The 20,803-nt window shown below is 57.7% G+C and carries 16 protein-coding genes, 1 tRNA gene and 1 other RNA gene; 7 read left to right on the top strand and 11 right to left on the bottom strand.

From position 1 onward, the window contains the following. Positions 1-57 precede the first annotated feature (57 nt). Positions 58-1,491: a mycothione reductase gene (locus tag JOE56_RS00255; protein ID WP_204514325.1), complete on the top strand. Its 1,434-nt coding sequence runs from the start codon at positions 58-60 to the stop codon at positions 1,489-1,491. Here JOE56_RS00255 and JOE56_RS00250 read toward each other — a convergent pair. Genes JOE56_RS00250 through JOE56_RS00240 form a run of 3 tightly spaced genes read right to left on the bottom strand, consistent with a single transcriptional unit; the run spans position 1,488 to position 6,006 of the window. Then, a complete protein-coding gene (locus JOE56_RS00250; RefSeq protein ID WP_204514324.1) occupies positions 1,488-4,478 on the bottom strand; it encodes a bifunctional [glutamine synthetase] adenylyltransferase/[glutamine synthetase]-adenylyl-L-tyrosine phosphorylase in 2,991 nt (996 codons plus the stop codon). The two genes, JOE56_RS00255 and JOE56_RS00250, sit on opposite strands and share 4 nt — an antisense overlap. After that, positions 4,478-5,815 (bottom strand): type I glutamate--ammonia ligase, encoded by a 1,338-nt coding sequence (gene glnA / locus JOE56_RS00245; protein ID WP_204514323.1) that lies wholly within the window; start codon positions 5,813-5,815, stop codon positions 4,478-4,480. The genes JOE56_RS00250 and glnA overlap by 1 nt, the downstream gene beginning before the upstream one ends. Then, on the bottom strand, positions 5,812-6,006 hold the full coding sequence (locus tag JOE56_RS00240) for a hypothetical protein (RefSeq protein ID WP_204514322.1): 195 nt from the start codon (positions 6,004-6,006) through the stop codon (positions 5,812-5,814). Before JOE56_RS00240 ends, glnA begins: the two co-directional genes overlap by 4 nt. A gap of 173 nt (positions 6,007-6,179) precedes the next feature. Between JOE56_RS00240 and ald the strand changes: the two genes are divergently transcribed. The 3 genes from ald to ppgK all read left to right on the top strand — a co-directional run bounded on the left by ald (position 6,180) and on the right by ppgK (position 9,027). Beyond that, on the top strand, positions 6,180-7,295 hold the full coding sequence (gene ald / locus JOE56_RS00235) for an alanine dehydrogenase (protein ID WP_204514321.1): 1,116 nt from the start codon (positions 6,180-6,182) through the stop codon (positions 7,293-7,295). Positions 7,296-7,359: 64 nt separating this feature from the next. Beyond that, positions 7,360-8,229, top strand: a complete 870-nt coding sequence (gene map, locus JOE56_RS00230; protein WP_204514320.1) for a type I methionyl aminopeptidase — start codon at positions 7,360-7,362, stop codon at positions 8,227-8,229. Between the two features lie 15 nt (positions 8,230-8,244). Continuing rightward, entirely contained in the window at positions 8,245-9,027 is a 783-nt protein-coding gene (gene ppgK, locus JOE56_RS00225) for a polyphosphate--glucose phosphotransferase (RefSeq protein ID WP_204514319.1), read from the top strand. A gap of 15 nt (positions 9,028-9,042) precedes the next feature. Here ppgK and rnpB read toward each other — a convergent pair. Further along, an RNA gene (gene rnpB / locus JOE56_RS00220) (RNase P RNA component class A) lies at positions 9,043-9,393 on the bottom strand. Between the two features lie 31 nt (positions 9,394-9,424). On the opposite strand from rnpB, the gene JOE56_RS00215 reads away from it, so the two are divergent. Further along, positions 9,425-10,132 carry a peroxide stress protein YaaA gene (locus JOE56_RS00215; protein WP_204514318.1) on the top strand — a complete coding sequence of 236 codons (708 nt, stop codon included), beginning with the start codon at positions 9,425-9,427 and terminating at the stop codon, positions 10,130-10,132. A 4-nt stretch (positions 10,133-10,136) separates the two neighbouring features. Here JOE56_RS00215 and JOE56_RS00210 read toward each other — a convergent pair whose 3' ends face one another. Together JOE56_RS00210 and JOE56_RS00205 are read right to left on the bottom strand one after the other, a co-directional pair. Next, a complete protein-coding gene (locus tag JOE56_RS00210; protein ID WP_204514317.1) occupies positions 10,137-10,859 on the bottom strand; it encodes a zinc ribbon domain-containing protein in 723 nt (240 codons plus the stop codon). Then, positions 10,843-11,727: a Nif3-like dinuclear metal center hexameric protein gene (locus JOE56_RS00205; protein WP_204514316.1), complete on the bottom strand. Its 885-nt coding sequence runs from the start codon at positions 11,725-11,727 to the stop codon at positions 10,843-10,845. Before JOE56_RS00205 ends, JOE56_RS00210 begins: the two co-directional genes overlap by 17 nt. Positions 11,728-11,849: 122 nt before the next feature. Between JOE56_RS00205 and JOE56_RS00200 the strand changes: the two genes are divergently transcribed. Continuing rightward, the gene (locus JOE56_RS00200) at positions 11,850-13,364 is read left to right on the top strand and encodes a fatty acyl-CoA synthetase (RefSeq protein WP_204514315.1); all 1,515 of its coding nucleotides are present in this window, start codon (positions 11,850-11,852) and stop codon (positions 13,362-13,364) included. 38 nt (positions 13,365-13,402) lie between these two features. On the opposite strand, the gene JOE56_RS00195 is transcribed toward JOE56_RS00200, so the two are convergent. From JOE56_RS00195 to JOE56_RS00185, 3 genes are all read right to left on the bottom strand, one after another. Continuing rightward, complete coding sequence (locus JOE56_RS00195) at positions 13,403-14,083, bottom strand: MOSC domain-containing protein (RefSeq protein ID WP_338028585.1); 681 nt, start codon at positions 14,081-14,083, stop codon at positions 13,403-13,405. A gap of 67 nt (positions 14,084-14,150) precedes the next feature. Continuing rightward, positions 14,151-14,227 (bottom strand) — tRNA-Pro (locus JOE56_RS00190). Positions 14,228-14,275: 48 nt separating this feature from the next. Beyond that, positions 14,276-16,132, bottom strand: a complete 1,857-nt coding sequence (locus tag JOE56_RS00185) for a heavy metal translocating P-type ATPase (RefSeq protein WP_204514314.1) — start codon at positions 16,130-16,132, stop codon at positions 14,276-14,278. 70 nt (positions 16,133-16,202) lie between these two features. Here JOE56_RS00185 and JOE56_RS00180 point away from each other — a divergent pair, with 70 nt between their 5' ends. Then, positions 16,203-16,703, top strand: a complete 501-nt coding sequence (locus tag JOE56_RS00180) for a TetR family transcriptional regulator (protein ID WP_204514313.1) — start codon at positions 16,203-16,205, stop codon at positions 16,701-16,703. Between the two features lie 42 nt (positions 16,704-16,745). Here JOE56_RS00180 and JOE56_RS00175 read toward each other — a convergent pair whose 3' ends face one another. After that, positions 16,746-18,254 carry an OFA family MFS transporter gene (locus JOE56_RS00175; RefSeq protein ID WP_204514312.1) on the bottom strand — a complete coding sequence of 503 codons (1,509 nt, stop codon included), beginning with the start codon at positions 18,252-18,254 and terminating at the stop codon, positions 16,746-16,748. Between the two features lie 258 nt (positions 18,255-18,512). Further along, positions 18,513-20,540: an HtaA domain-containing protein gene (locus JOE56_RS00170; protein ID WP_204514311.1), complete on the bottom strand. Its 2,028-nt coding sequence runs from the start codon at positions 20,538-20,540 to the stop codon at positions 18,513-18,515. Positions 20,541-20,803: the final 263 nt, after the last annotated feature.

Raw genomic sequence — 20,803 nt, 5'->3', positions numbered from 1 at the left:
CACAGCGTCTCTGAGCATATACACCGGTCAATGTTGGCCGGTGTATATGCTTTTTCTATGGCACATTTTGATCTTCTTGTCATTGGAACTGGCTCTGGAAACTCGATCGTTGACGACCGGTTCAGCCACCTGAAAGTCGCGATCGCTGAAAAGTGGTTGTTTGGAGGGACGTGCCTGAATGTGGGCTGTATCCCCACCAAAATGCTGGTATATCCGGCCGAGGTGGCGCACAGTTCGGCAGATTCGGCGCACCTGAATCTGGCCACGAGTTTCGACGGAGTTGATTGGAACGGGCTTTCTCACCGGATCTTCGACCGCATCGACGCGATTGAAGAGGATGGCCGCGACTACCGAACCAACCGGCTCGACAACGTCACGGTGTTCCCTGAGCACATACACTTCACTGGCCGCAATTCCGCACAGACCGCTTCCGGTGACACGCTCACATTCGATCGCGTGGTCATTGCTACCGGGTCCTCCCCTACTCCGCTGAAAGCATCCGGTCTGGACTGGGACCGGGTGGACACAGAAAACTACCCTGTCAAAACCTCGAACTCGATCATGCGGATGCCTGAACTGCCACGCTCACTGGTGATCGTAGGTTCGGGTTTCATTGCGGTGGAATTTGCCCACATCTTCGCGTCACTGGGTGTCGACGTCACCGTTCTGGCCCGCGGAAACCGGTTGCTGGGCAATCATGACCGCGACGTGTCCGATGCTTTCACACGCCAGTTCACTAAGAACGTGAATGTCCGTTTCGGTGTCGAAGTGGAATCCGTTGATGTAGCTGATGGAGTCTCACTGACGCTCACGGAGACGGGTCGCGCACAGGATGCTGACACCTCGGCGGTGGAAGCCCAACTCATGCTGGTAGCCGTGGGACGCACGCGCTCCACTCACGCACTCAATGCGGGCGCCTTGGGCGCCCAAACTGACGGTGACAGATTGGTTGTTGACGAACACCAGCGCGTCTTGTCGAACGGAGAACCGCTCGACGGCGTGTGGGCGCTGGGCGACGTATGCTCTGAGCACATGCTCAAGCACGTGGCCAACGCTGAAGCTCGCACCGTGCAGCACAACATTCTGGTGGACCTGGGCGTGGAAACCACGCCTGCGAGCACCGACCACAGCGTGATCCCAGCGGCCGTGTTTAGTCACCCGCAAATCGGTACCGTGGGTGCGACGGAAGAACAGTTGCGCGCAGAGGGCGTCGATTATGTGTCGAGCACATGCGAATACGGCGGTGTCGCCTTTGGGTGGGCGCTAAATGAGCCGGGCTTTGCGAAAGTATTGGCTCACCGCACAACCAAGAGGATTCTGGGCGCGCACGTGGTTGGGGCGCAGGCAGCGTCGCTCGTTCAGCTTTTCGTACAAGCGATGGCGTTCGACATTCCTGCTGATCAAATGGCGCGTGGGCAAATGTGGATCCACCCTGCCCTGACCGAGGTCGTTGAGAACGCGCTCTTGGGCCTCGAGTTTGGTGATGGCTAGATTTCTTCTGGTTCGAATCCGAAGAATTCGTGTTCCATGACTTTGCGGGCTCGGCGGGTGGCGCCCAAGTAGTCGTCGACGAGCTGGTAGCTGCCGCCGGGTTCGTATCCAAGAAGAAGCGCGATTGCTTCGAGCTCGGTTTCGTCCGTGGGCAGTGCGTCTGAGCCTCGGCCTTTATACAGGACAGTGGCGCTGCGAACACGTGAGGCGATTGTCCACGCTTCTTCGAGTTTGTGAGCGGATTCTTCGTCGATTAGCTTCTTGTTTGTAGCCGCGTGGAGTGCGTCAAGCGTGGACGTTGTGCGGAGTTCCGGGTAAGCGTGGGCATGCTGAAGTTGCAGCATTTGCACTGTCCACTCAACGTCGCTCAGACCACCGGTACCCAGCTTGAGATGGCGTTTCTTGTCGCCACCTCGGGGAAGTCGTTCACTTTCCATGCGCGCCTTCAACCTGCGCATCTGCATGAGGGACGACTCAGGGACCTCTTGGGGGTACCGGAGTGGGTCGATGAGGTCAGTGAATGCCGCGCCCAGCTCGTCGTCACCGGCAATGGGGCGGGCGCGGAGAAGTGCTTGAGCTTCCCACGGTTCCGACCATGTGGAGTAGTAGGCAGCGTATGACTTGAGCGTACGTACCAACGGGCCCGATTTACCTTCGGGTCGTAGGTCAGCGTCGATGTCGACGATGGGTTCCGCGGACGTCGCTGCGAGTTCGGATGTGAGTGTGAGCGCAACCTGTTTCACGTGCACGGGGAGGGCCTCCCGTTGAGCCGGTGTGAGAGTCTCTCCGGGTTCGTAGACAAACATGACGTCGGCGTCGGAGAAGTAGCCGATTTCAGCTCCGCCTAAACGCCCCATAGCAATAATGCTGAACTGGTAATCGTCAATACCGGACATTGCATCTAGACGTATGCGCACATGGGAAAGCGCCTGGTGAATGGTGATGTCCATGGCATTTGTCAACGCAGTCTGAACCGCGTCCATGTCGTAGATGCCTAATGTGTCAGCCAGAGCCGTCCGCAAGACTTCTTCACCGTAAACCTTGCGAATTGCAGCCACACCATCATCTCGCCGGCGACTACGTTCTCGCATGCGGGTTGCTAACGCTTCCGGTTCAGTCGGGTTCAACCGTTCATTGCTTCCCAGCCACTGCACGGACTGCGGGTGGGAGATCAGGAGGTCGGAGGCGAAGCGGGAAAGCGACAGTACACGAGCCATGTTTTTCACGGCCACACCCGAGTCGCGCAACATGGCCAAGTACCACGTGGTGTGTGAAAGGCCCTCCGACAACCGACGAAAGGCAACCAAACCTGCATCGGGGTCGACACCTCGGGAAAACCAATCAAGCAACGCCGGCAACACCTGGCGTTGCACATAGGCCACCCGGTTTAGGCCGGTAGACATTGCGCGAATGTGACGCATAGCAGCCGCGGGGTCTTGGTAGCCAAACGCGATCAGCCGGTCGCGTGCCGCGGATTCACTCACCGTTGACATGTGCGCACTGCCCGTTGCCGCATCGAGTATAGGGCGGTAAAATATCTGTTTGTGGAGCGCGCGGACAGAGCGCATGTGGCCCGTCAGTTCTTTCTGCAGGCGGTCGACGTTGCGCTGTTCCACTGGGTACACGCTGCGAGCGAGTGCCCGGAGCTTACTGGTGCGTTCTGGAAGCACCGCTTCACGCGCCATGCGGGGAATCTGCAAACGGTGCTCCACAACGCGCATGAACCTGTAGGCCACGGCAAGTGTGCGAGCCTCATGCGACGCGAGGTAGTTATGTGAACTCAGTATCCGGAGAGCGCCACCAGTTGAGCGGACGCGGAGATCTTCGTCGTGGGGGCCGTGGACGAGTTGCAGAAGTTGCAGGGTGAACTCAACATCGCGCAGACCACCGGGGCCCAGCTTGATGTGGCGATCCACTTCGTTCTTAGGGATAAGCGATACCACGCGGCGTCGCATCGAACGCACTTCAGAAACGAACCCGGAACGAGCACCAGCCGTCCACACAAACGGCGAGACTTCGTCTTCGAACTGCTCGCACAGTTCTGGGCACCCAGCAATCGGGCGCGCCTTCAATAGGGCCTGAAACTCCCAGTTGTGCGCGACCTTCGAGTAATACTTCACGAACTCGTCGATCGTGCGAACCAACGCCCCAGACTTTCCTTCTGGGCGCAAAGCCGTATCGATCTCCCACAAAGCCGGTTCATGTGCGCCACCGGAAATGAGCTCAGTGACGCGGGTCGCCAGTTCCGTCGCTTGGGATCGGACCTCGTCATCGAGTTCTTCGCCTTCCCTTGGCGCATAGGCGAAAATGACGTCGACATCGCTGACATAATTCAGTTCCCGCGCACCGCACTTACCCATCGCAACAACAGCGATCCGGGCACGAAGACGGTCACCCTGTTCGACCTCGGCGATCTTATACGCGGCCTGAAAGACCGCGGCTGCCAAATCAGCAAGAATCCGCGTGACCTCTTCCACGATCTCTTCTGGGCGGGGATGCTCCAGATCCTGCACCACCAGACGGGTCACTAAATCCCGGTACGTGCGACGGAGCGCGGTAACGCCTTTCTCCCCCGTCAACACGGTGTCGTCGTGGGCAATGGCCTGCGTGAACGCTGCTTCTAACTCTTCTGGCGATGACGCCTGTGAGCCAATGAAGTCCGGTTCGAGCGCCAAGTTTCGAATCACTTGTGGCCAACGAACCAGGTGGTCGACCGTGGCTTCAGAGCCACCTGACACGATAATCAGCCGGTTGAGCAGGACCGGAGACTCGTCGAGAAGTTGGTGCAGGTCAATGTCGTTCTCCTGGCACGCCTCTGCGATTCGCACAAGCCCCAACGCAGCCAGGTCCCTGTCAGCTGCGTTGACGAGCGCACCTTCCGGGTCAGATGAGAGCTGCGTACCCATCATGTCATCGAACTGACCCAGAAACCGCTTGGTGCGTTCAAGGGCTTGGCTCCGTTGCCGGGCGGGGTCTTTTTTGCGCATTACAACGAATTGAAGTGGTGAGCCAGCTCAAACTGTGTGACTTGCGCACGGTACGAGGACCACTCTTCACGCTTGTTCTTTAAGAAGAAGTCGAACACTTCCTCGCCCAGGGTTTCGGCAACGAGCTCGCTTTGCTCCATGTTGTGGACCGCGTGAGACAAACTCGACGGGAGCGGTTCAATCCCAAAAGCGCGCCGTTCATTGTTGGACAGCTGCCACACGTCGTCCTCTGCCTCGACCGGGAGCACATACTCTTCTTCGATCCCCTTGAGACCTGCAGCCAACAGAACGGAGTAAGCCAGGTACGGGTTGGCAGACGAATCCATACCCCGGTACTCGACACGCGCTGAAGACGACTTGCCCGATTTGTACTGAGGAACGCGCACAAGCGCCGAACGGTTGCGGTGGCCCCAGCAGATAAAGCTGGGAGCTTCGTGCCCAGTCCACAAACGCTTATACGAGTTCACGTATTGGTTGGTCACAGCGCAGAATTCTGGAGCGTGCTTGAGGATACCGGCTACGAACTGACGACCAATCTTGGACAGTTGATAACGTGCCCCTGGTTCATAGAACGCATTGTCATCGCCTTCGAAAAGTGACATATGGGTATGCATGCCGTTGCCAGGTTCATCCGCCAAGGGCTTAGGCATAAACGATGCGTACACGCCACGTTCGATCGCGACCTCTTTGATGACGGTTTTAAACGTCTGCACGTGATCGGCCATGGTGAGGCCGTCGGCGTATCGCAGGTCAATCTCGTTTTGTCCGGGCCCGCCTTCGTGGTGCGAAAACTCAACGGAAATGCCCATTTCTTCGAGCATCTGAACTGCTGAGCGACGGAAGTCGTTGGCTGTCCCACCATTGACGTGGTCAAAGTATCCGGCCGTGTCAACGGGAACAGGCGGCTGACCATTTAGCTCGCCGGACTTAAACAAGTAGAACTCGATTTCCGGGTGGACGTAAAAGGTAAAGCCCATCTGGGCAGCCTTTTCCATGGTGCGCTTGAGCACTTGCCGTGAATCCGCAGACGCAGGAACACCTTCGGGCGTGTTGATGTCGCAGAAAATCCGACCGGTCGAATCGGTTTCGCCACGCCACGGAAGGAGCTCGAACGTGGATGGGTCCGGTTTAAGGACCATGTCGGATTCATACACCCGGGAAAATCCTTCGACGGATGACCCGTCAAAACCGATTCCTTCGTCGAATGCGCTTTCAAGTTCCGCCGGAACGATCGCTACCGACTTCAGCCGTCCCAGAACATCGCTAAACCACAAACGGATAAACCGGACGTCTTTGTCCTCGATGGTCTGGAGTACATAGCGACGGTGGTCGGTCATGAATTGTTCTCCCACTCTTGATCGTCGCTGTCCCATTCGCGAGTGCGCTCTTGCGCAGTTTCCAGTGCCTGTTGAGCTTCTTCCTGGGTGTCGTATGGCCCCATGCGTTTATCCCACGCGCTGACCTTGCCTTTTTCTACCTGGCCGGTCTCCAGATTGAAGAAGTACTTTTCGTCGCCGGTGTCTGCCATGAGAACTCCCTTACGCTTGGTGGTTTGTATGTTCAGCGTATCGCGTACGTTGCATAAAAGACGCTGTTCAACAACGTGTAGTCCGCATTTTGGATAACCGTGCATGAGTGAGTATTGTTCAAACTGTTTGTGTAACGGCCACAAACACTTGCGTCACGAACAAAGGAGAACGGATGCGTATCTCAGTCCCCACCGAAGTCAAGAACAACGAAAATCGCGTTGCGGTCACGCCTGCTGGTGTCACTGAGCTTGTACGTGCTGGTCACACGGTAACCGTCCAGAAGGGCGCGGGTGTTGGTTCAGCTATTACCGATGAACAGTTCGTCGAAGCTGGTGCCCAGATCGCCGACACGGCTAAAGAAACCTGGGAAGCCGGCGAAATGGTGCTCAAGGTCAAGGAACCTATCGCATCTGAGTACGGTTTCCTACGCGAAGATCTCACTCTGTTCACATACCTGCACTTGGCAGCTGACGAACACCTCACCAAGGCGTTGCTGGAATCCGGCACAACCGCTATTGCGTACGAAACTGTTCAGCTGGAAAACCGTGGATTGCCACTCCTCGCACCCATGTCGGAAATCGCTGGGCGCCTTGCCCCGCAGGTAGGTGCCGCTGAGCTTCTTTCACCCCGAGGCGGTCGCGGAGTTCTTCTTTCAGGTACCCCGGGCGTTGAACGCGCCCACGTCACCGTGATTGGTGCTGGTGTCGCTGGTACGAACGCTGCCCGTATCGCTGCAGGTCTGGGCGCACACGTTGAGATCATCGACATCAACATTGCGCGTCTTCGCCAGATTGACGAGACTTTCGGCTCGCTCATGCAGACTACCGTGTCGAACGCTTATGAGATCGAGAGGGCTCTGTCGACTTCCGACCTGGTAATCGGCTCTGTTCTGATCCCTGGTAAGCGTGCGCCTAAGTTGGTTACAGACGACATGGTGAAGAACATGCGTAAGGGATCGGTCCTGGTTGATATTGCGATCGACCAGGGTGGATGCTTTGAAAACTCGCGTCCTACAACTCACGACGACCCCACGTTCAAGGTTCACGACTCGATTTACTACTGCGTAGCAAACATGCCGGGTGCTGTCGCTGCTACCTCCACACGTGCTTTGACGAATGCCACCTTGCAGTACGCAACCAAGATCGCGTCGATGGGCTGGAAGGACGCCATGCGCAAGGATCCTGCACTGGCAAAGGGTCTCAACACCGACGCGGGTCATGTCACGAACGAAGCAGTTGCAGAAGCGTTCGACATGGAGTTCACACCGGTCGACGAGATTCTCAAGTAGTTCATGACGAGTCACATAGGGGTCCAGCCATAAGCTGGGCCCCTATGACTATCATGGAAGCATCATGACTTCGATTGGTAACCTCACAAAAGGCACTGTGTCCCCTCAGCTTTCCGTCCCGTCTTCAATTCCACGTCCTGAATACGTGGGTAAGCGTGAACCCACTGAAGGTTTGGGTGGGAACATGTACACGGACGAAGAAATCGAGCGTGTGCGGATAGCTGGACGGATCGCCGCGAACGCAATCGTGGAAGCTGGAAAAGCGTGTATCCCCGGGAACACTACTGACCAGATTGACAAGATCGCACACGAATACCTCCTTGACCACAAGGCATACCCCTCCTGTCTGGGGTACCGAGGTTTCCCCAAGTCCATCTGCACCTCGGTCAACGAAGTGATCTGCCACGGAATCCCAGACTCCACTGTCCTTCAAGACGGTGACATTATTAACCTGGACATCACTGCGTACATCGGCGATATGCACGGTGACACCAATTACACGTTCCTTGTCGGTGACGTGGACGAAGAGTCGAAACTGTTGGTGGAACGCACGTACGAAGCAACTATGCGGGGCATCAAGGCCGTTAAGCCTGGACGTGAAATCAACGTGATCGGTAGGGTCATCGAAAAGTACGCCAACCGCTTTGGCTATGGCGTGGTGCGCGACTTCACGGGACACGGAGTCGGACGTGACTTTCACACCGGGCTCATCGTCCCCCACTACGACGCGGCACCTGCCCATAACGAAGTCATGGAGCCGGGAATGATCTTCACGATCGAACCCATGCTCAACCTCGGCACGGAAAAGCACCAGTCGTGGGACGACGGGTGGACCATCGTGACAGCCGACCGCAAGCGTTCTGCCCAGTTCGAACACACTTTGGTAGTGACCGAGACCGGGTCAGAGATCCTGACCCTGCCCGACCAGGACTAACACTCAGGAGTGGCCGTGTCAGAACAGTGGGCTGTGGGAATTGATATTGGCGGAACGGGAATTAAAGTTGCGTGCGTCGACTCTGCAACAGGTCAGCTCATGGAAGATCAACTGCGCATTCCCACACCTGAACCATCAACGGCGACACACGTCGCGCAGGCCGTGGGCCAGGCGTTAGACCAGCTGGAAGAACGCTCACGACACACCATCCCGCACGGCATCCGTTCGCTACCTATCGGGCTTGCCTTCCCCGGTTCGATTCGCGGAGGCAAGGTCACGTTCTTAGGGAATCTGGACCAGTCATGGGTAGGCGAAGACGTGACAAGCGTATTCTCGTCCGTCGCCGGTGCGGAGTGCGTGTTCCTCAATGACGCCGACGCTGCCGGGCTCGCCGAAATCCGTTTTGGCGCGGGAACTCAAGCGCACGACAAGTCGGTCCTCATGCTCACGTTGGGAACCGGGATCGGATCGGCGCTGTTCACAAAAGGTCAGCTGTACCCATACACGGAATTCGGACACATTACCGTCGACGGTAAAAATGCCGAACGATACGCGTCTGTGTCCACAAAAGACCGCGAACGGCTCACCTACGAAGAATGGGCCGGGCGCCTTCAAAAGTACCTCGACCAGATCATATTGCTGACGAATCCGGAGCTCATCATTGTGGGCGGATGGATTTCATCGCAACACGCCACGTGGCTCCACCTCATCGACTCGCCGGTCCCCGTTGTCACGGCTCAGCTTCATAACGACGCCGGCATTGTGGGTGCTGCGATGTATGCGCACGAGCACGCCTAACCTCAAACGCTTTTAATGGACAGGCCGCGTATACGCCGGGTTTTGTACGTGGGGCAGTTACCCGCGTCCACGCGACGACAATCTATCTAGGCGACGTGTTGCCACGGCGCTCAAGCGATCCACCCGACAGCTAAGCGAGCAGCCTGCGCTGTCTGTCTGATCTTGCTCCCGGTGGGGTTTACCAAGCTATTCCAGTCACCTGGAACACTGGTGGTCTCTTACACCACCTTTTCACCCTTACCACGTGCGTGGCGGTCTGTTTTCTGTGGCACTTTCCCGCGAGTTACCCCGGGTGGGCGTTACCCACCACCGTGCTCTGTGGAGCCCGGACGTTCCTCGTTTTCACGTAGTCGTCCCGCGACCTGTCCAGCGGAACATTTTACCTTAGGATCGACGTGTGATTATTCTGTTGCCTCCGTCCGAGTCCAAGACGCCCCACGACCACGGTGACCCCCTGTCGCTCGACCAACTGTGTTTTCCAGAGCTGACCCAGGATCGCGCACACATGTGTGACACGCTCATGGAAATTTCGTCGCGGGAACGCGGGTGGGAAGAGTTAGGTGTGAGTGAACGCTTGGTGCCGGAAGTTGAACGCAATACGGAACTTTTTACCACCTCGGCCGGGCCTGCCATCAACACGTATACGGGAGTCCTGTACACCGCTTTGGACGCGTCCACGGTTACGCATGAGGACTGGTTGGACACGGTGTTCATCAGTAGCGCCCTGTTCGGCGTGGTAAACGCGCGTGACCGCATTCCTGCGTATCGCTATTCCATGACCCCTAAGTTGGCAACGTGGTGGAAGAAGCGGCTGTCGCCGGTCTTGGATGACGTATGGGCCGCCGAGGTCGTTGTCGACTGCCGTTCGGGTGCGTACCGGCGTGCGTGGCCCGGTACCAACACGCTTCCCGTGCAGGTGGTCACTGAGACGAACGGTGTGCGCAAAACAGTTTCACACAATGCAAAACATACGCGCGGCTTGGTGGCGCGACACCTGCTGAACCGCGACGGTGACATGCCGACGACTCCAGAAGACGTGGTCAGCGCGCTGAAGGAAGCGTTTACCGTGGAGTACGACCATCCGCAGATCACGATTGTGGTGTGAGGCTTCAGCCTTCCTTCACCACGTAGCTGTCGCACTCCTCGCATTCGGCCACGCCGTAGGGGCCCGAGTTTGAGAGCGAGTCCAGCGCCGTTCCGCTCAAGGCAGCACCACAACCACCGCAAGCTCCGGAACGTAACGTGGTGGCACCGGGTCCGTCCTGGGCGCGTTGTGTCACCTGCGTACCAAAGTCCCCCATGTTCGATGCCAGGCCGGCGAGCTGGGACGACAGTTCTTTGGCTTCTGCGTCCAGTTTGGCGGCTGTGTCGGTGCGTTTTTCTTGGAGTTCTTTACCCCGCGCAGCGATTGCGTGGCCTTCTTGAGTAGCGGTATCGATCGCGGAAGTTGCGCGCTCTTCTTCTTGCATGGCTGCGAGGTGCTCGTCTTCCGTGCGCTGCAGTTTGTTCTTGAGCCCGTCAACTTCTTTTCCGATAGCGACCAGGTCGCTCGACGTGAGCCCTGTGCCGTCGTTCATGCGGTCCTCGCGCTCACGGATCTCCGCTTCCAGATCGGTGCTCTGTGCGTTCAACGCGCGGACTTGTTTCTGTATGGCGTCGCGGTGAGCAGTGAGTTTAGCGATCTTTCCCGCCTGCTCTTTGTGCTGGGCGACAAGTGCCGTGAGCTCTTCTTTCAGCGTCTTTTGCTGAGCGTCTGCGCGGTTCTTGCGCCACTGGGCCGAGACTCGAATCCACTCAAGAGTCGCAGTGTGCTGTTCAGCTGTAAGTTCCATGGCGGTCCTCTCCTTGGGCTTCGTCATGGGCCGGAATGCGTAGGTCCCACGGGTCGGTGCGGGCGGTGGAAACGTGAATATCGACATCGAACCCGTCTTCTTTGAGCCGCTCCCCCAACTGTGTGGCGGCAATGCTCATCCACGGAGATTCGGCCGCCCAGTGGGCAATGTCGATGAGGTGAGGCGTGTTGTTGCCTCGGTGCGCCGTGTCGCGTGCTTCGGTTGCCGGGTGATGGCGAAGGTCCGAGGTGACATACACCTCGGCACCGTGTGCCCGGACTTCGTCGAAGAGTGAGTCACCGGAACCGGCAAGGACAGCCACGCGCGTCACGGTTGCGTTGGGAACGCCGGCTACCCGGATTCCGGTTTGGGTTGCTGGCGTGGCGCGGGCCAGGGTGTGGGCAAGTTCTGCGACGGTGCGCGGTTGCGGAAGGTTTCCAACGCGCCCCAGTCCAACGCCGTCTGGGTGGTTGGGGCCCGAGGTGATTGGCTGCCGGTCTGTCAGCTCCAGCATGTCTGCAAGGACGTCGGATACTCCACCGAGTGCGGAATCTGCGTTGGTGTGTGCGTTGTACTGGGCAATGCCATGCGAAATCAGACGGGTGAGCGCTCCGCCTTTCAGTGTGTGAGACGCGACGCTGGTGACGCCACGGAGAAGAAGCGGGTGGTGGGTGAAGAGCAGGTCGGCGTTGAGAGCAACTGCTTCGTCGATCACCGCGTCCATGGGGTCCAGCGCCATGAGGATTGTCGACACGCGAGAGCTCATGTCGCCCGTGGACAGGCCGTTGGTGTCCCACGGTTCGGCGTACTCGGTGGGCCACAAGGTTTCGATGTGCGCGATGATGTCGCCAAGTGTCGCGTGTGTCATATCTCTACTCTTTCATATGTCGCGTGGTCTCGAAGGTATAAATGCGCACGTTGCACGTCTCAAGTTTTGAAATATTTGTCATCTTTTATGATTCGCTGGCGCGAGATGGTTGGATTCTTTTTATGACTTCAATCACATCTGTTAATCGCAATACGATCTCCGACGTTATCCGCCGCTCAGCTACACGGGTTCCAGACAAAACGGCGATCGTTTTCGACGACCGTACGTGGACGTACGCAGAGCTCGAATCGGCGGTGACGTCTGTTGCTCGTCACCTTGTCAGCCAAGGGCTTGAAAAGGGTGACCGGGTAGCTGCTTTCGATAAGAACAGCGACCTGTTTGCGATCCTGTTCTTGGCGTGTACGCGCGCAGGTCTCATCCACGTGCCAATCAACTATCAGCTCACTCGTGAAGAGCTGGAATACATGTTGGAGAACTCGGGTGCCAAGCGCATTTACGTAGGCGAAGAGTTCATCCGCCACGTGCAGTCGGCGCAAGCTGACAACGTTGAAGTTGTTCCTTTCGCCGAACTCGTAGAAGTTGCACAGCAAACCGATGTGGAACCATCGGAGCCCGGTGAGTTCGACGTTGTCGACACGGACATTGCCCAGCTGCTTTACACCTCGGGAACCACTTCCCTGCCCAAGGGCGCGATCATGACGCACCGCGCCCTGCTGACCGAATACCAGTCAGCATTGCTGACCCTGGACCACGAAGAATCCGACCGCTGGGTACACGCGCTTCCGCTGTACCACTCCGCACAGATGCACGTTCTGCTGATCCCGTCGTTAATGAAGGGGTCGTTCAACATCATCGTGCCTGCACCGGTGACAGGTCAGCTCTTGGAGATCATTGAGCGTGAAAAGATCACCTCGTTCTTCGCAGCACCTACGGTGTGGGTCGCTATCGCGCACCACCCCGACCTGCAGACCCGCGACCTGTCGAGCTTGAAGCGCGCAATGTACGGTGCGTCAATCATGCCCGGCCCGATCTTGAAGCAGCTACGTGAAACGCTGCCTAACCTGGGGTTCTACAACTGCATGGGACAGTCCGAACTTGGACCATTGGCGATCGTGCTGCGCCCGGAAGAACATGACGAGCGCCCCGACTTCGCCGGCCGCCCCGTTCCGTTTGTGGAAACCCGTTTGGCAGACCCTGAAGGTAACGACGTTGCGCCCGGTGAGCAGGGTGAGATCCTGTACCGCTCGCCTCAGCTGTGCCTGGGGTACTGGGACAAGCCAGAAGCCACGGAAGAAGCGTTTGCAGGTGGTTGGTTCCACTCCGGCGACCTCGCAGTGGCCGACGAGCAGGGGTACATCAAGGTCGTTGACCGCGTGAAGGACGTCATCAATACCGGTGGTGTTTTGGTCGCAGGTCGTCAGGTTGAAGACAGCATCTTCGAACTCGACGCCGTTGAAGAGGTCGCTGTAGTTGGCCAGCCGGACGAGAAATGGATTGAAGCGATCACGGCTTACGTTGTTGTCAAAGAAGGCCAAGAGCTTGACGAAACCACCGTGATCGAGCACGTCAAGGAACGCTTGGCCGCTTTCAAGGCGCCAAAGGCTGTTCACTTTGTGGATGCGTTGCCCAAGAACTCCGCGGGTAAGATCCTCAAGCGCAAACTGCGCGAATCATAAGAATCCTTGTCTAGATAGATCTGCTCGCCTAGGCGTACCTAATCGCCTAGGCGAGCAGATTCGTCTGTGACATAGCCAGAGAGGCGACGTTGCAGTTGCGATACCCACCGCGGTGGCATGCCGGGAGCGTCGATGAGCGCGCGGATACCACGGGCGTCCGTGCGGTCAATATTCATGACACGGTTGACTTCAGGCAAGTCGACGCTTCCCGGCTCTCGTTGAACCAACGTCACCGTGTCATTGGTTCGTATAGTGCCGGGTTGAAGAACTCGCACATAGAATCCACTGCGCCCCGTGCTTTGTACTAGGCGGGGTAGCTCTTTCATGTTCCACCGGTGTGCCAGTGTTGTGCATGGCCGGCGGATCTGGGAAACCTGCACTGTGACCTCACCAATACGCAGCGTGTCAGCTAGGTGAATGTCGCTGGTACTCAGCCCGTCGATGGTGCTGTTTTCGAAGAAGTTTCCCGGCGCGAAATCATACCCGTCGCGAATCCACTGCTCGTAGTCGTCTCGCGTGTAGAGCAAGAGTGCCTTGTCTGGGCCACCGTGTACCTTAAGGTTGCCTTGTTCGTCACCGCACGCGCCGTTCACGTCGACGGAGATAGCGTCAACAAGGTTCTTGTGCGCACCCGTGAAGATGTCTCTCCCGCCATAGTTCTGCCATTGGGCTTTGCCCACCCACAGATGAGTGACGGTTCCGCTGATTTTTGACTGCACAGTTAACGACTTTACAGGGTGCTACTGACACGCTGTTTGCACAGCCCGCATAACGGCGCGAACACAATGGTCGGGATAACAGGATTTGAACCTGCGACCTCCTCGTCCCGAACGAGGCGCGCTACCAAACTGCGCCATATCCCGGTGCAAAACTGCCCATCCATCTTAACGCTGACGCATCGTTTGGCCTAATCAGCGATGAGCTTCCTCCTCTTCACGCAGCTTCTTCAGCGTTCGCGGGCTTCGCAGTGCCAGAAGCGCGTACAGGATCGCCACCAAGTCGACCACTTCTTGCGTGAGGGCTCCGAACACTGCGGGAATCGCACCCGTCGCGGCCACCAACATCAGTCCCACACTGAGTACGATGCCCAACCAAATAGCGGTCAAGGCAACAGACACCGTGTGCCTGGAAATAGCCACCACTTCCGGAACAGAACGCAAACTTTTGCGCAAAATCACACCGTCTGCCGCCTCGGACGCGGCTGTAGCACTCTTCGCGCCAATAGCCAGGCCCACGTCAGCGCGCGCCAAAACGGGAGCGTCATTGATCCCGTCACCCACCATGAGGACGGGACCGGGTTTAGTCTCGCCGGCAAGCCGAACTTTGTCAGGTGGCAGAAGATCAGCCTTGACATCGTCAATGCCAGCCAGTTGCGCAATGTGTTTGGCAGTGTGAGCGTTGTCGCCGGTGAGCATGGAGACGCGCTTGACGCCGTTGTCGCGCAACCATGAAATGACCCGAGGGGTCTCCGGGCGGATCTGGTCCGCCAACATGACGGCCCCGGCGTAGGCGCCGTCGATGGCGACGAAAGCCACCCCTTCGCCAGGCTCCAGCGCAGGCACGTCGATGTCACCCACCGACTCTTCAATAAAGCTTCGCTTGCCGACCCGCAGATCGTGCCCGTCGATGACGGCCCACACGCCGTTGGTAGCGACTTCATCAGCGGTGTCCGTGTCGCTGAGGCGCAAGGAACGGTCCTGTGCGGCTTGGATAATGCCACGTGCCAGCGCGTGGGTTGAGTACTGTTCCGCCGAGGCGGTGAGCCGTAAGAGTTCGTCTTCGCCCCAGCCGTGTGCCGGGACAATGCGGGTGACTTCCGGGGTTCCGCGGGTGAGCGTGCCCGTCTTGTCGAAAAGGGCTGACTGGATGCGCGACAGCTGTTCGAGAACCGCACCGGACTTCACGATCACCCCGTTGCGTGAAGCTTGTGCCTGACCACCGATGAACGCGACGGGTGCCGCGATGAGCAGCGGGCATGGAGTGGCGAGCACCATCACTTCGGCAAAGCGGGTGGCTGAGCCACTCACAAACCACGCTATCCCACCGATGACAAGGGACAGCACGGTAAACGGGATCGCGTACCTGTCTGCGAGACGCACAATGGGTGCCCGGTTTTCTTCCGCTTCACTCATAAGCGCGACGATCTGTTGGAACTGTGATTCGTGAGCGCGCTTGATTGCCGTCACAGTCACGGCAGTGGTGCCGTTGACCACGCCGGAAAGGATCTCGTCGCCTGCACTCTTGGTCACGGGCAGGCTTTCACCCGTCAGTGAGGATTCGTCGAAGCTGGCCTCGTCGCTGATGAGAGTCGAGTCAACCGGAACGATCTCGTTGGGCTTGATGAGCAACCGGTCACCGGGCTCGACGTTTTCTACGTCGACGTCCTGCGGTGAACCGTCTTTGAGAACGTGCGCGATGGCCGGTGAGTGCTTGAGGAGGTTTTCAAGGTCGCGTGAGGCCCGGTGTTGAGCGTAGTCCTCAAGAGCTTCTCCCCCAGAAAGCATGAGGACAACGATGATCGATGCGAGTACTTCGCCAACAGCAAGGGTGGACACCATTGCGACAACGGCAAGAATGTCCAGCCCCCAGTTTCCGCGGACCATATCGCGGATCATTCCCACAAGGGTCACTACGATAAAAAACGCTACGTACAGTCCGCCACTCCAGATGCCCAGAGGTTTTTGGCCTGACAGAGTCAAAACACCATACAGCAAAGCGATGATGCACGTGAGGACGACCCTCATGTATCGGCGAAGTAGTGTTTCCATGTGGATATTCTTGAATATTCATGCCTTTTCTACCAGGAAGGGAAGGCAACCCAAACGTAGGCTAAGTGATATGGCTCTGAGCACCGACATCATTACTGACGCGGCGTTGAAGATCGCGTCCGAGTTCGGGCTGGGCGACTTGTCAATGCGTCGTCTAGCTCGCGAACTCGATGTGCAACCGTCCGCCCTGTATTGGCATGTGGCCAATAAGCAGGAGGTTTTTATTCTGGTTGCGCGCAGGATGTCACAGCAGGTAGATGAGGCGTGTGGTGCTCCCCCGCACACGTTCACGCAGGTGGCTGTTCATTTGCGGCGCGTCCTTGCGTCATACCGCGATGGCGCTGAGATTTTCTTGTTGGCGTTCGCGCTCAAAGGTGAGGATGTGACGCCTCAGGTTCTTCAGGGCGCGGTGCGCGCCACCTTTCCCGAGGTGTACCCAGCTGTCCTTGAGCGTCTGGTTTCGTTTGTGGTTGGGTTCGTCGCGATTGAGCAAAACCGCGAACTGTACGGTACGGCGGGTGCCTCCAGCGATGAGGACTTCGAAAAGGCGGTGCAACGCCTCGTCGATTAGGAGTTGCACCGCCGTATCTGTGTCGTTGTGCTTGTGCGTGGGTCAGATAAACAGCTTGAGTGATTTCAACACGATCTGGACCAGACCGTAACCGAGCCCCACGGTGACGATCGCTGTGAGGACCCACGCCGCTACAGTGTGTAGCGCGTTACCAACGTTGACAGCAATACCGCCGTCTTTACCTGTCTTAAGGTTGTGACTTGCATTCTGACGCTCAACCTCTTCGTCACTGGCGTAGTGCTTCTCGGCAACGGGACGCATGAGCGCGTTCGCGATGAATCCGACGACCAAAACTCCCACCATGATGAGCAGGCTCAACTGGTAAAGAGCCGGGCCTTCAGCCCCCGTGCTACGACGCGATTCGAGCACCGTGTTCACAATGAGTGGTCCGGCGACTCCTGCGGCTGACCACGCGGTGAGTAGACGGCCGTGGATCGCACCCACTTGCATAGTGCCAAAAATGTCTTTCAGGTAGGCGGGCATTGTCGCGAATCCTCCTCCGTAGAAGGACAGGATCACGAGTGTTGCCAAGATGAACAGAATCAGGGAACCGTGACCAATGAGCGCGACTAAGAGGTAGAGGCCAACGCCCACTCCCAAGTAGACAATGTAGATGAATTTGCGTCCGGTGATGTCGGATACCGATGACCACAGGAATCGGCCACCCATGTTAGCCAAGGACAGCAACCCCACGTACCCGGCTGCAGAAGCCGGCGTGATCTGCGAGAAGTAGTCCTGGATCATTGGTGAAGCGCTTTCCAGGATTCCGATACCTGCGGTCACGTTAGTGAAGAGCACGATCCACAACAGCCAGAACTGAGGGGTCGTGATGGCTGTGCGTGCGCTGACGTGCCGTGTGGTCTGCATCGATTTCGCTTTGACGGACGCTGGGTCCCATCCCTGTGGTTTCCAGTCGGGGTGTGGAACACGAACCACATACGCGCCCAGTGCAATCACAACGGCGTACACGACTGCGAGAACGAGGAAGGTCGGGAACACACCGGCTACCAAGTTTTCAGTCGCGTCTCCCCCACCAAATGCGACCATGAGCTGGTTAGACATGGGTGAAGCGATGAGCGCTCCACCCCCGAAGCCCATGATGGCTAGTCCGGTTGCCAGGCCGGGACGGTCCGGGAACCACTTGATCAGTGTGGAAACGGGAGCGATATACCCGATTCCTAGGCCAATACCGCCCAGAAAGCCGTAACCAAAGTACACAAGCCACAGTTGACCCGTGGTGATTCCGTCGGATGCAACAAGGAATCCGATGACCCAGAAGGCGCCCGAGACCAGCATGGAAAGGCGAGGTCCCACTTTCTCTACCCAGGTGCCACCGATTGCCGATGAGATACCGAGCATGGCGATTGCCACGGAGAAGATCCACCCAACCGCCACTTCACCCGTGTTGAAGTGCTCAACGAGTGGCATCTTGAACACGGAGAACGCGTACACCTGACCGATGCACAAGTGGATGGCGAGTGCTGCTGGCGGGATAAGCCAGCGGTTATAGGTTGTGGGCGCGGTAATACCGGACCGCGTGAGAACTGACATGTGAACTCCAAAACTCGGGAACGTAATCGTCACGCTGGCAACGTTGAGAACGTGACGCTCTCGGAACCTATCTATGCTTACTCAGCATTTATACAAGTTATCTCAAAGTGAGTTGTATCACACGGAATTGAGCCCGGTATTTCTGCTTGGAGTGATGAGAGTATTCCGCAACGCACGTTGTTTATGAAAAGCGGAAGGCCGGCCGGGCTAAAGCCCGACCGGCCGGGAAGAGTCACGCCAGTATCGTCAGCTTTCCACTTAGGGTCGACGCCTGGAAATAGTCATGGCGACAGCACCAACAGCAAGCAATGTGATTCCTGCTATTCCTATCGCCAGATTAGTGCCACCGGTACGTGGCAGTGAGTTAGAAGCGGTAGGGCTCGGCTTAGCGTTGCTCTCGTGAGAACCTGAAGTTCCCGAGGTGCCGGGCTTGTCAGCTCCAGGAGCTTCCGCATCGGGCTTCTGGTCTTCAGGGTCCTTGGCTTCCGGCTTGCCCTTGTCGTTTTCGCCTGCTTCAGGAGCCTCTTCGGGGTCCTTAGCGTCCGGTTCGTTCCCTTCGGGGTCCTTGGCTTCAGGGTCCTTAGCCTCGGGTTCCTTGGGCTTGTCGCCGTCGTCCGGGGTGCCGGGTTCCGTTGGGTCCTTGGCTTCAGGGTCCTTAGCCTCGGGTTCCTTGGGCTTGTCGCCGTCGTCCGGGGTGCCGGGTGCTTCGGGTTCCGTGGTGTCGGTTTCCGTTGGCTTGTCGCCGCCGTCGTCCGGGGTGCCGGGTGCTTCGGGTTCCTTGGGCTTGTCGCCGTCGTCCGGGGTGCCGGGTGCTTTGGGTTCCGTGGTGTCGGTTTCCGTTGGCTTGTCGCCGCCGTCGTCCGGGGTGTCAGGAGCCTCCGGTTCCTTCGGATCCTGCGGTTCCGGGTCCTGGGGCTCTTCGGCTGGGAACAGCGTGTTCTTCTGTTCGTCGGTGAGGTTGATGTTGGAGCGGTGGAGAACCGTTTCGTCGTTCGGGTTGCCGTGAGCAACCCACACGACGGTGTCGTAGTCGGTGTCCTTGTTCAGCTTGTCTGCTACTGTGGTCACCTTAGCGTTGAGCTTGCCGTCCTTGATGGCGCTGCCGGGGATGTACTCAACAGTGACAGGTTCCTTGGACGACTTTTCTGCTGCAGAAGCTGCCTTAGCGGACGGACGCGACAGTTCGATTTCGCTGTTCTTGACCTTGCGGTCGACAACTGCGACGTAGACACCGTTGGCGTCCTTGCCGGTGCTGGCTTTGGGTAACACGCTGTAGCCTTTGCCGGTCACATTGACCGCCAGGCCCTCGTCAGAAACAGAGTGCGTGCTTTTAGTCGTGTTCTTAATCGTCTCCTCATCGACCTGCGCTTCAGGCTCTTCTGCCTTGTACTTTACGGTGAGTGCAGTGGGTTTCTTGCGTGGGTCCGCAGCTCCGCCGGAGGAGTACCAGTACTGGGCCTGGCCGGTCTGTACGTTGTAGTCGACCCAGCTCTTGGGGAATGAACCCCAGCCGTCTTTCTCTTTGTTTTGGTCGGGCTGTCCGCTGTCAACACCTTCGTAGTCAGGGGTGACGGTGAAGCCATTTTCATCGAGCTCGACCTTGTTGTTTCCGAAGTCGGCGATCGTGCCTTCAACGGGCTTGAGCTTCTCCCACTTGGAAAGGTCTGCCATGTCGGCTCCGTAGCCGGAGAAAGTTCCGGTGATCTTGCCCTTGCCGTTCTTCACCTCGAGCTTCGGGTTACTGACCGACCAGTAGGTGAACCCGGAATAGTACACGACCGTGAACGAACCTTCCCACTCGATGGTGCCGGACTTCGTTTCAGCGTCGATTGTGCCCTTGCCACCGGAGATCTCAACGAAGTTGCCCGACCGCTTAGCCGTCTCGCCGTTATACGTGTTGACGCGTTCGCCCTCAGGCGTTTGGCACTTGTTGTCCCACGTGATCGGCTGCGTGCCGCCATCAGCGGTGGGGCGCAGGATCTTGACGTTGCCCTCTTCCGGGCTGAACAGCTTCTTAGCTTCCGCGTCTTCCTTTGACCATACGTCAGCCTTCCCCGCATCGCCAGACACACCGGCGGACAGGAAGTTGCATGAGCCGGGGTAATAAGCACCCGCACCGGATTCGGCGTTGATACCCCAGCTGAAGACAGCGTCGGAAACATTGACTTCTGCTGCCTGCGCGGGGTGGGCGGACAGCAGACCGGCTCCTCCCAACGCGAATGCCACGCTTCCGGCCACGCCGGCGCGCCAGCTAAAGCGCGAAGGCGCGCTTGATGATGACTTCATGGTTCTCCTTTTGAACGTGATGCGGCGCTATACAGCTCGCAATCTTTTACGACATAGTTATTTGACCTAATTAACTTAGGTAAGGCTATCATTAGTTGAACGTAACCTGTTAGTCAATTCACAGATCAGTGATAGTTCGCTTAAAGCGTCCAACGCACTGGCACGGAGAAACATGTAATGAAAATCACATCTCGAGCTCAACGTCGGGACACAGAGCCCGACGTTAAAGCCTGGTACAACCGCACGAGGTGGCGTGTACCTCG

Origin of the sequence: Brevibacterium paucivorans (assembly GCF_016907735.1) — a bacterium.
Classification (GTDB): Bacteria; Actinomycetota; Actinomycetes; order Actinomycetales; family Brevibacteriaceae; genus Brevibacterium; species Brevibacterium paucivorans.
Note: the sequence above shows the minus strand (reverse complement) of the source record. Positions and strands in the feature narration are given on the sequence as shown.